Below are 11,129 nucleotides of genomic sequence, written 5' to 3' on the forward strand. Positions count from 1 at the left end.
GACTAACATGAACTTTTTAAAATTTATCGAACTATGCTTTCAAACGGTGATGCCGGGATGTGAGTATAACAATTATCAGTATATAAAAATCATAGCAGACAGGCTTGAAGCAGCAAGTGTTGGTGAAGTGAAGCGAATAATATTCAATATGCCTCCGCGCTCAATGAAGTCTATGTGCGTGAGTGTTGCATGGCCTGCATGGATACTTGGTAATCAGCCAACCGCAAGAATAATAGTTGCAAGCTATTCTCAGCGGCTTAGCGAAAAGCATTCGCTTGACACCAGGTGCGTAATGCAGTCTAGCTGGTATAGAGCGCTATTTCCAGAGGTAGAACTATGCAAAGACCAGAACACTAAATATAAATTTCAAACAGTGCAGAGAGGATGTAGGATTGCAACATCTGTTGGTGGAACACTGACTGGTGAAGGTGGAGATTTTATCGTCGTAGATGATCCACTGAGCTCCTCTCAAGCTTTGAGTGAAACGTTTAGAAAACGTGCTACAAATTGGTTTGATCAGACTTTAGTAACTAGGCTCAATGAAAGGAAAAAAGGAGTTATCGTTGTTGTAATGCACAGACTACATCAGGAAGATTTAACTGGTCATCTTCTCTCCAAGCCGAAAAATATATGGCATCATGTTTGTTTGCCAATGATTTCTGAAAATAAGGAAATTATCTATTCAATCAAAAGACCAATTCTCCCTTCTCCTGTTCCTATTATTCAAGTAACTACAAATGAGTGCAAAAGCTCAACAGGCGCTACATCTTCAAGGATTTTATACTTAAAAAAGGAAGGTCAGCTGCTATATCCCCTAGATGTAGGAGAAATTGAAATGATAAAGGCTGAACTTGGGAGTTACGCTTTTGCTGCTCAATATCAACAAAATCCTCTGCCGCTTTCAAGTGGTATAATTAAGCAAGAATGGTTGAAACGCTATAGAAATTTTCCTGACAATCTCTTACATATAACTCAGAGCTGGGATACTGCAGTTTCAACAAACGATTCTAGCGGTTTTAGTGTCTGCACCACCTGGACAAAGGTGAATAATAAGTTTTATTTACTCGATGTATACCGTGCGAAGCTTGAGTATCCAAAACTTAAAGAACAAGTTCTATCACTAGCTGCAAGGTGGAAGCCACACGCAATTTTAATCGAAGCAAAAACAAGCGGTCAACAATTGATTCAAGAGCTAAAGACAATACCTGTTATTGAGATAGTGCCGCATAACAGTAAAATCGCTCGATTCCACCAGATTGTTCCGATAATAGAATCCGGCAAGGTTTTTCTGCCGCATCAAGCAATATGGCTCAGCGATTTTGAGTATGAAATTTTAATGTTTCCAGAAACCCGCCACGACGATCAAATCGACAGCACCGTGCAATATCTGCAGTGGATGAGAGATAGTAGCTTCAGGGTTGCAGCTATACGAACATTGTGATTCAATTTGCTACCCACAATTTCGATTATAAGCTCATTTAAAATAAATATTGATTTCTTATTTTGATTATTTAAAAATTAAAATAAATTATTTAAGATTAGGGTAAAAATTATGACAATAAATTATCAGCAGTGGCGGAAAATATTAAGGACGGTTAATAGTGATAATAAATTAGATAAAAGGAACGTAATTGAAAAAGTAAAAGAAGAGCTAAAGGCAAGCAATGAAGAGGTATTTAAACAGTGGGAAGAGAGTAATTTTTATGTAAATTATAAATTTGAAGTTGGAGATAATGAATTCACATTATTACATTTAACTGCTAAGTTAGGCTATACGAGCTTGACAAAGGCTTTAATAGTAACAAAAGGGATAGATGTTAATATAAAAGATAAAAAGACACCTTTACATTTAGCTGCTGAAAATGGTTATAAAGAGGTAGTAGATGCTCTGTTGGAAAAAGATGAAATCAGGATTAATGAACAAGAAGATAAGGAGGGATGGACTCCTTTACATTTAGCTCTTATAATTGGCCATGTAGACGTGGTAAACTCTCTCATAGAAAACGGTGCGAATGTTAATATAAAAGATAACTATGGAGTGACACCTTTATCTTTGGCTATTCAAAGAGGTTATGTATTTACTCCGCCAAAAAAACGTGAAGGCTCCTCTGTTAATGTGAAAAATCATGCTAGAACTGCTTCTAGGAATTTAACTAAAGAGGAAAAACAACGCACATCAGCAATTGCGAAAGGTTTTTTTGCCGGTAGTGCAACTGCATTATCAGGTGTTTTAATAGCGAAAGCACTTTCTGCAACTGGAATAGTTACAGTTGAGTCAAAACCCTCTACACCAATAGCAGTGGCTAAAACTGCAGCTATAGCGCTAGTAGTTGGCAGTGCTGTATATGCATTGTCAAAGCCTGATACTCAAGTTGATAAACCAATCTTAACAAATAGACAGCAAGAAACCACTAGCGCGAGTAGAGTTTCCTAGCGTGTATTCGACCTAGCTAAACACTGATTATAGGGAATGACATTACATGGGCACTGGAATAACGTAGGAGAGAGCGCTGACAACTTTCGTTTAGGCAAGATTATATCTTGAAAAAATTAAGCCTTAGTGCTACTAAATGTAGTAACTTCTATGCTGGAATCTGACTATGAATGTGGAAAAAATACGCAATGCTAAAATAAAATTACCAATATTTCTCGATTATCAATCTACTACTAAAGTAGATCCTCGTGTTTTGGAGGTGATGATACCTTATTTTGGTGAGTTTAGTAATGCACACTCTCGTAGCCATTCATTTGGTTGGAAAGCTGAGGAAGCAGTAGAAAAAGCAAGGAAGCACATTGCTGATTTAGTGAATGCAGACAGCAAAGAAATCGTCTTTACCTCGGGTGCAACTGAATCAAATAACATGGCTATCAAGGGTGTTGCTCATTTTTATAAGAATAAGGGGAATCATATAATAACTGTCTGCACGGAGCATAAGTGCGTTTTAGATTCTTGTCGACATCTAGAAAATGAAGGCTTTAAAGTTACATATTTGTCCGTTAAGCAAAACGGAATTATAGATTTGTTGAAACTTGAGGAGGCAATCACTGATAAAACAATTCTGATTTCAGTGATGATGGTAAATAATGAGATCGGAGTAATGCAACCTGTCAAAGAAATTGGTGCAATGTGTAGAAAGCATAATATATTTTTTCATACAGACGCTGCTCAAAGCTTTGGAAAAGTTCCAATAGACGTAAATGAAATGAACATTGATCTTATGAGCCTTTCTAGCCATAAAATTTATGGACCTATGGGAATAGGTGCATTATATGTCCGTAGAAAAAATCCTCGTGTTAGGTTGACGCCACTAATTAGTGGTGGTGGACAGGAGAGAGGCATGCGCTCTGGAACAGTTCCTACTCCCCTTGCAGTTGGTTTTGGTGAAGCGGCACGCATCGCTAAAGAAGAAATGGAAATAGAAGCAAGCAAATTAGAAGAGTTGAGAGATATTTTGTACAACAAAATAAAAGAGGCATTTCCTGATATTGTTCTAAATGGTGACTATGAAAATAGGATTCCTGGTAACCTTAACTTAAGTTTTCCTTATGTTGAGGGTGAGTCTCTTATCATGGCAATCAAGGATTTAGCAGTAAGCTCTGGTTCTGCATGCACATCCGCATCTCTTGAACCTTCTTATGTCATAAGATCACTAAACAACGGCCACGATCTTGAGCATTCATCAATTAGATTTGGCCTTGGCCGATTTACAACTAAAGATGAAGTTCTATATGCAGCAGATCTTGTTACTAAAAATGTTGGACGGCTAAGAGAGATGAGCCCACTTTTGGAAATGGTACAAGAGGGAATAGATTTAAGCACCGTAAAATGGGATTCTCATTGAAGAATAAGACGTTAACTATTAGCAGAATGATAGTTGTCTAAGCTCTTGCTATGGATGAAATCGGAAGCTTAGCTTTAAGTCCTTTGTAGATGCTACGGAACTAAGTAGCAACCCTATACATATCAAGCTCGCAGCAGTTGTGCTTCCGCCATAGGATAGAAATGGCAGTGGGTCACCTATTATAGGTAAAAGGCCTATTGTCATTCCAATGTTTATAAAGAAATGAGCACTAAAAAAGGCGAAAACCCCGATAGATATTAACTTAGAAAAATAATTTTTTGACCTGTAAGCGATAGAGAATATTATAGCAAGCAATGTGGTATAGAGTAAAATCAAAGCCATGCTACCTAAGAACCCCCATTCCTCACTAAGTACAGCAAAAGCAAAATCTGTGCGTTTCTCTGGCAAAAATCCAAGTTGAGTTTGACTCCCATTAACAAACCCCTTACCAAATAAACCTCCTGAACCAATAGCTGTCTGAGATTGCTGCGCATTGTAACCTATTCCAAGCGGATCCACTGACGAATCCAAAAATGATAATATCCTTTGCTTGTGATAAGGGCGTAAAAAAGGCCAAATAGCTGGTATTGCGAAAATGCCAAGCGTTCCAAAAATTATTAAATGAGATCTTTCCATTATTGCTGTAAATATAATTGATGCTCCTATAAAAAACATTATCACAGCTGTGCCTAAATTAGGTTGCTTCAATACCAGAAATACAGGTAAGAAAATAATTATAAGTGGCTTAAATAAACTTTGAAATTTCATCATTTTATACACACTTTGTTTATTAAAATAACAAGCAAGTGCAAGTATTAAGCCTACTTTTGCAAATTCTGATGGTTGCAAGCTAATTGAACCAATTCTTATCCACCTCGTCGCACCCATTATGTGCGAGCCAAAAAAATTTACTGCTAACAGCGCAATTACTGCTGCTATATAAAAAAAATAAGCGTACTTCAAATAAAAATCTAGTTCTATAAATGACATAGCTATAGCAAGCAAAAAGAAGAAAGAGAATATGACCAATTGGTGAATTGCAAATGGAGCCCACTTTCCTCCAGCAGAAGAATATTGCACAACAATGCCAACGCAAAACAGAGCTATTACGTTAATGACTAATAATAAGTGAATCTTCTTCAGCTTATCCACAGCAAAAACTTTACAGACTTTGAGATACAATAAAACATAAGAAAATCAAAAAGCAAATTTATTAATTACCAACCGAATTGGACTACTATATATCCCAGTTATTACCGTTAAAATTGCCATAAATAATAGACAAAAGAGCATAAGCAATGGTACCTCATTAAGTGTCATTCCAGCGTTTGATGCTGTACTGTTTTCAAAATATATTTTCTCAACCATTCTCCACATATATATTAGTGCAAGAAAAGAGCCAGCAGCAAAAACTGCAAGGGAAATCCATGCATGAGATTCGATAATTGCTTTCATCATATACCACTTACTTACAAAGCCATTTGTCAAAGGTACACCGATTAATGCGAAACTAAGTAGAGTAAATGCAAGTGTTGTATAGGGCATTGACTTTTTTAGTCCTGATAAATTTTCTATTTTTGTCATACCAAACTTATAAGAAATACACCCTGCAGTCATGAATAAAGACGTTTTTATCATGCTATGATTTACTATGTGAAGAACTGCTGAAAACAAACCTGCTTTTGAATTTAAACCCAGCATTAAAATTATATAGCCAATCTGACTGATACTGGAGTGAGCAAACAGTCTTTTTATATCTTTTTCGATCATTGCAGATATTGATCCAAATACAACAGCACAAAGCGCAAGGATGATCATCACGTTGCTTAGTGGTAAGAAAAAATTTTGCTGAAAAACAGTGTAAAAGATTCTAATAAAAACATATATCATCACTTTGGTTACTGTACCTGAAAAAAATATGCTAATGAAGCTAGGTGCTTCACTATATGCGTTAACCAGCCATCTGCTGAGTGGAAACAGTGCCATTTTGATTGAGAGACCAACAAAAATGAATAATGTACCAAGTCTTATGATGTTATTATCGTATAATGGTACTATTCTTTCAGCCATGTCAGACATGTTGAGCGTTCCGGTCATAGAGTATAAAAGGCCGATGCCAAACAAGTAAAATGTTGCTCCTACAGTACCACTAATGAGGTATTCAAATGCTGCAACTAAAGCTTTCTTATCCCTTCCCATTGAAACTAAAACATAAGAAGAAAGAGATGAAATTTCTAAAAAGACATAAAGGTTGAATATATCGTTTGTTACTAAAATTCCAAGTAATCCACTCAAGCACAGTAAAAATAGAGAATAAAAACCAATGATTTTGTTTTTGCTAATCTCTTTTTCATTAATATGAAAGCTATAAAGCACACTAATCAGCGCTATAAAATTCACCAAAGTTAGAATCAAGGAGTTCAATATGTCGATTCTCAACTCTATTCCGTATGGAGGAGCCCAATCTCCAAGATAATAAGTTATAATTTCACCATTGTATGTTTTCACTAGCAACATTAATGAAATAAAGAAAGTAGCTGCCGTTGTAAAAAAAGAGATAAACCAGGACACCTTATGTTTCCTGGTAAGAAAGCAGAACATCGATGCAATTATTGGTATAATAACTTGTAGAATTGGTAATTGCATTAAACTGTTGTTAATACATCGTTAAAGTATTAGTATATATAATACTTTTTGTTTTAATACCTTTATGTTATCTAAAATTTATAATGCAGTAACAAACTTATTAAGGAGAAAAGGTAAACTTATAGGTAGGGATGAAAACGTAAATTCTTACTATGAGTCAAGTAAAGGGAAAAGATGGGTAATATATGGTAATGTTTCTGAGCCCACAACAATTCCTCCAGAATGGCATATATGGCTGCATTATACTAATAATGAAGTACCAGTTAATAATAACAAAAGAAAAACTCCTAATTTAACAGGTACGAAAGGTGCATACTACCCAAATCAAAAGGTGAAAAACTACTATGAAAGCTGGAATCCTAATAATTAAAGATGCGAAGGTCAAATATACTTGAAATAATTGCTGGATCATTTGTATTAATTTTCACTATTTTTCTTGTCTTCTTCGCTATTAATAAGCTATCTTACATAAAGAGAAATTATAAGGATTGCTATAAAATACATGGCCTTTTTACTGATGCTAACGGTGTAGGGGTTGGTGATAGTGTCAAGATCTCTGGTGTAGAAATCGGAAGCATAACTGGTGTATCACTTGACAAAGCTACCTACATAGCACGAATCGATATGTGCATAAGCAGAGACATAAAGTTGCCAATTGATAGCTCAGCTCTAATCGCTAGTAGTGGAGTTGTTGGTAGTAAATTTGTTAATATATTACCTGGTGCAGATCCTAAATTAATTTCACACGGTGGTAAAATAGCGCATACTCAAGCTGAAGCAAATATGGGTGGAATAGTGGATAAAATTATTGGCATGTTTACAAAGTGAGAATAAGAACACATAAGCCAACTTGGCCTATGTACAATTAAGGGATTTTTCTATCAATAGCTTGAAGTTGTTCAGCGTTTGAATTATCAAGATTTCTGCTAGGTTTTACATTCCTAATAATCTCAACAAATGCTTGTACTTTCAGTATAGGAGTGTTTTTTTTACGTACTTAGGGAAGTGTTAAATAAACTGTATCAAACCGAGAAGTAATAATAAAATAGAAACAAAAAATGGAGGTTTGACAATGAGTCAAGCAAACAGAACTACCGGTTTGGTAGACTATAAAGAATTAGAAACAAATATCTTATCGTCTATACGAGAAGGAAGACCATTGACGGAAAGAGATGGTGCATTAACACCGTTTGTAAAAAGGCTACTGGAATCGAGTCTGGAAGGTGAAATAAAAAATCACTTGTCGGCTAAAAGCGAAGAAAATAACCGAAGAAATTGAAGAAATTCAAAGACTTTACGGACAAGTGTAGGTTCATTTGAGTTATTGACACCAAGGGATAGGGAAGGAAGCTTTGAGCCACAAGTAGTCAGAAAAAGGCAAACAACCGAACTTGAAGCAAAGGTTTTAAGTATATGCCAGTGGCATGGTATATAGAGATATAGCGTCGCATGTAGAAAAGATATAAAATATCTGTAGCAGAGATATCAAGTATTACTGATAAATTATTGCCTGTAATCAATGAGTGGCGTAGTCGTCCACTGCAATCAGTGTATCCAATAGTGTTTATGTTTTTTAAGGTCAAAGAAGACAGGCATTGCGTAAGTAAATACATGTAGAATATATTAGCAGAATGAAAGGAAAGAAGTTTTAGGTTTTTATATAGCAGAAAGTGAGGGAGCTAACTTTTGGCTAGGGATGTTAAATGACTTAAAAGAGAAAGGAGTAGAAGATATCCTGATTGTATGTGTAGATGGGCTAAAAGCTTTCCTACAGCAATAAACAGTATATTTCCTAAAGCAGAAATACAACTATGTATTGTACATCAGATAAGAAATTCACTGAAATATGCATCGAGCAAAGATGTGAAAATTTTCATGAATGATTTGAAAAAAATATACCGTGCTGCAAGTAGAGAAACTGCCGAAAATTATTTGCTTGAGCTAGAGGAAAAATGGTGAGAAAAATATATAGCTCTTCTCATAATAGTGGAGACAGGATAAAATAGAGACTTAGGGTAATAAGAAGGTAAAAGTGCCAGCAGCATACAGTTATGACTTAGGGAAAAAAGCCATGAAGGAGAGAGTAAAACAGCAGTAGCAAAGAGGTTCAAAATCGGTAGAGTGACATTGTACAAATGGGAGAAAAGGCGGAAAGAAACAGGAATCGAAGAAACTGGGAAATAGAGGCTATAATCATAAAATCACCGATTGGAATGCGTTTGTAGAATTTATAAAAAAGCACGGCGGTAAAACACAATCAGAGGTGGCCAAACTCTGGGGCAATATAAGTCGTCAAACGATTCATAGAGCTCTAAAAAAATTTGGATTTACACGCAAAAAAAGATTTATGGATATGAAGAAAGAAACGAAGAAAAACGAGCTGAATTTCTGAAAGTCATATCGGCAGAGTCCCCTAAAAATTTGGTATATATTGATGAATCTGGTATAGACAATACAGAAGATTACCCATACGGATATTGCAGAAAGGGAGAGAGGTTTCATGCACTAAAATCAGGCAAGAAAACTCAGAGAGTTAGCATGATTGCATCTTTAAATAAGGGAAAAATCGTTGCACCTATGACGTTTGAAGGCTATTGTGATACAGAGGTTTTTAATGGCTGGTTCGAGCAATTTCTGGCACCAACTTTATAGCCTGGACAAACAGTGATTTTAGATAATGCAACTTTTCATAAGTCTAAAAAGATTGTCGAATTTGCCAAAAGGGTTGGTGCAGACATTCTGTATCTGCCTCCATATTCTCCAGATTTCAATAAAATTGAGCATCATTGGTTTGCTATAAAAAACAGAGCCAGGAAAAACATTCCTCTTTTTAAATCTTTTCGTCAAGCTGTCGATTCTGCTTTTCTTCATTTGTTTCCACTATTATGAGAACAGCTATACTTTAGTTTTGGGAAAATAATTGGGAAAATCTGTCTAGTTATTTTAAATATTCCGGCCCTGTAAGAAAATTAATTTATACCACAAATCCTATTGAAGGGTTACATAGACAGATCAGAAAATTTACTAAAACTAAGGGCTCATTTACTAGCACAAATGCCTTCTATGAACAGGTATATTGTGCTATAAAAAAGTTAGGAGAAAAATGGGCTATGCCTATACATGATTGGGCTTTGACTATGTCTCAACTTGATATCTTTTTTTCTTGTAGAGTTGAATTAAAAATGCGGCTTGACACAGTTTATTTAACACTCCCTTTTTGAAAGTTACAGATCGCTAAAAATATTTAAACAACTAATTTTTATAACTTTATACCAAAAAAACTATTCCCACCTTAATTATCAAACAGTAACGTATAGAACTACAAACTTTTGTATATTAAGAAATTGTTTAAATTGCATACCTGGCTACTATGTCTCCTACTTCCAAGATAAAGTACCTTTCACTAAAAAATATTGAATTTAATTTTTGTAATCACTTAAGTCTAGTATTATTTTGTTAATGTATCGTTCATTTGCATCCTTGATGATAAATTTTATACCATTTTTATATCTTATAACTTCATCTACAGAAGGTACCTTACCAGCAATTGAAAGAACCAAACCACTAAGTGTGGCATAATGCTCTTCAGAGTCACACAACTCTATTTTTAGATTTTCCTCTATATCCTTTATAAGGGCCCTTGCCGATATTTCAAACTTATTTTGAGATAATTCAGTAATGGTGTGTTCTGAATTTACCTCATTCTCGTTATCAATATTTGGTATCAATTCTTCTATAAGATCATTTATCGAAATTAAACCATCAGTTCCGCCATATTCATCCAGTACAATAGCTAAATATGACTTGGAAGATTTCATTCTAACAAAAAGATTTGTTGCTTTCATTGAGGCTGGGACAAATATTACATTTTGTATAATATTTCTCAGATTAAAATCTTTATTCTTATTGAAAATGATATCTTTTACGTAAAAAAAGCCTATTACGTTGTCAAAGTTATTCTTATAAGTTGGTATCTTAGCATGGTAAGTGTTTTTCACCTTCTTTATTACCTCATCCTTGCTCGATTCAATGTCTATTGCACATATCTCCTTACGTGGAGTCATTATATCCATGATACTACAATCACGGAATTTTAATAGACTATTAAGTATGTCAAGACCTGACAGATCACCCATTAATGCCTCAGTCGCACATTTTTTTAACACAGAAGTTTTGTTGAAGAGAAAGAAAAAAATTTTGTATGCTATTTTTTCTACTAAAGTTCTTTTCTTATTCAATTTATTCCCTTTAATGGTGAAAATATCTTTAGATAAGGTCTATCAAGAAAACTGTTATTAAATGTTTAATAAGCATGTGAATAATGTCAAATTAATTTGTGAATTATTTGTTAATATAAAATACTAACAATTGATCAACAACTTTCTCAACGACATATACATAATTGTGTAACAATACATGATAGTAAAGTATTTTCCGTAAAAGAAAATTACTAACATTATAAATATCTTACTTATACACATAAATTATAAGGCAAAATCAATAGTATATAGAAGTTATTAACATATTTATCCACAAGTTAAGTAACAATAATTTTTACTGAATTTTAAGTTAATAACAATTTATTGATAGAACTATTATTACTACTATACTTTAGTATAGAAAAAAGTAGATAAAATAGAT

Annotated in this window: 8 protein-coding genes and 3 pseudogenes; 8 read left to right on the forward strand and 3 right to left on the reverse strand. The window is 34.4% G+C overall.

Going from position 1 to position 11,129, the window contains the following annotated elements; translation table 11 throughout:
• Window positions 1-7: 7 nt before the first annotated feature.
• The 3 genes from terL to AB3210_RS06750 all read left to right on the forward strand — a co-directional run bounded on the left by terL (window position 8) and on the right by AB3210_RS06750 (window position 3,842).
• Window positions 8-1,441, forward strand: a complete 1,434-nt coding sequence (gene terL, locus AB3210_RS06740) for a phage terminase large subunit (protein WP_096097222.1) — start codon at window positions 8-10, stop codon at window positions 1,439-1,441.
• Window positions 1,442-1,552: 111 nt separating this feature from the next.
• Window positions 1,553-2,434, forward strand: coding sequence for an ankyrin repeat domain-containing protein (locus tag AB3210_RS06745; RefSeq protein ID WP_367363639.1), 882 nt, complete (start codon window positions 1,553-1,555; stop codon window positions 2,432-2,434).
• Between the two features lie 166 nt (window positions 2,435-2,600).
• Window positions 2,601-3,842, forward strand: a complete 1,242-nt coding sequence (locus AB3210_RS06750; protein WP_052264822.1) for an IscS subfamily cysteine desulfurase — start codon at window positions 2,601-2,603, stop codon at window positions 3,840-3,842.
• A 48-nt stretch (window positions 3,843-3,890) separates the two neighbouring features.
• Here AB3210_RS06750 and rodA read toward each other — a convergent pair whose 3' ends face one another.
• Both rodA and AB3210_RS06760 read right to left on the reverse strand, forming a co-directional pair.
• Window positions 3,891-4,994, reverse strand: coding sequence for a rod shape-determining protein RodA (gene rodA, locus AB3210_RS06755; protein WP_052264823.1), 1,104 nt, complete (start codon window positions 4,992-4,994; stop codon window positions 3,891-3,893).
• 45 nt (window positions 4,995-5,039) lie between these two features.
• A complete protein-coding gene (locus AB3210_RS06760) occupies window positions 5,040-6,488 on the reverse strand; it encodes a proton-conducting transporter membrane subunit (RefSeq protein WP_026097249.1) in 1,449 nt (482 codons plus the stop codon).
• 64 nt (window positions 6,489-6,552) lie between these two features.
• On the opposite strand from AB3210_RS06760, the gene AB3210_RS06765 reads away from it, so the two are divergent.
• The 5 genes and pseudogenes from AB3210_RS06765 to AB3210_RS06785 form a co-directional block, all read left to right on the forward strand.
• Window positions 6,553-6,858, forward strand: a complete 306-nt coding sequence (locus AB3210_RS06765; protein WP_007302403.1) for an NADH-ubiquinone oxidoreductase subunit NDUFA12 family protein — start codon at window positions 6,553-6,555, stop codon at window positions 6,856-6,858.
• A 2-nt stretch (window positions 6,859-6,860) separates the two neighbouring features.
• Complete coding sequence (mlaD, locus tag AB3210_RS06770; RefSeq protein WP_007302404.1) at window positions 6,861-7,316, forward strand: outer membrane lipid asymmetry maintenance protein MlaD; 456 nt, start codon at window positions 6,861-6,863, stop codon at window positions 7,314-7,316.
• A 244-nt stretch (window positions 7,317-7,560) separates the two neighbouring features.
• A pseudogene (locus tag AB3210_RS06775) lies at window positions 7,561-8,444 on the forward strand (IS256 family transposase); the annotation flags it as partial.
• Window positions 8,445-8,520: 76 nt separating this feature from the next.
• Window positions 8,521-9,377, forward strand: a pseudogene (locus tag AB3210_RS06780) (IS630 family transposase).
• 20 nt (window positions 9,378-9,397) lie between these two features.
• Window positions 9,398-9,709 (forward strand): annotated as a pseudogene (locus AB3210_RS06785) (transposase); the annotation flags it as partial.
• A gap of 198 nt (window positions 9,710-9,907) precedes the next feature.
• On the opposite strand, the gene AB3210_RS06790 reads toward AB3210_RS06785, so the two are convergent.
• Complete coding sequence (locus AB3210_RS06790) at window positions 9,908-10,726, reverse strand: transporter associated domain-containing protein (RefSeq protein WP_007302250.1); 819 nt, start codon at window positions 10,724-10,726, stop codon at window positions 9,908-9,910.
• Between the last annotated feature and the right edge of the window lie 403 nt (window positions 10,727-11,129).

The organism is Wolbachia endosymbiont (group B) of Scrobipalpa ocellatella (assembly GCF_964188425.1).
Taxonomy (GTDB): Bacteria; Pseudomonadota; Alphaproteobacteria; order Rickettsiales; family Anaplasmataceae; genus Wolbachia.

Bases quoted from the DNA above. Each gene is read 5' to 3' on its own strand.
- mlaD (WP_007302404.1), top strand. From the start codon at position 6,861: ATGCGAAGGTCAAATATACTTGAAATAATTGCTGGATCATTTGTATTA.
- AB3210_RS06745 (WP_367363639.1), top strand. From the start codon at position 1,553: ATGACAATAAATTATCAGCAGTGGCGGAAAATATTAAGGACGGTTAAT.
- AB3210_RS06750 (WP_052264822.1), top strand. From the start codon at position 2,601: ATGAATGTGGAAAAAATACGCAATGCTAAAATAAAATTACCAATATTT.
- AB3210_RS06760 (WP_026097249.1), bottom strand. From the start codon at position 6,488: ATGCAATTACCAATTCTACAAGTTATTATACCAATAATTGCATCGATG.
- AB3210_RS06765 (WP_007302403.1), top strand. From the start codon at position 6,553: ATGTTATCTAAAATTTATAATGCAGTAACAAACTTATTAAGGAGAAAA.
- terL (WP_096097222.1), top strand. From the start codon at position 8: ATGAACTTTTTAAAATTTATCGAACTATGCTTTCAAACGGTGATGCCG.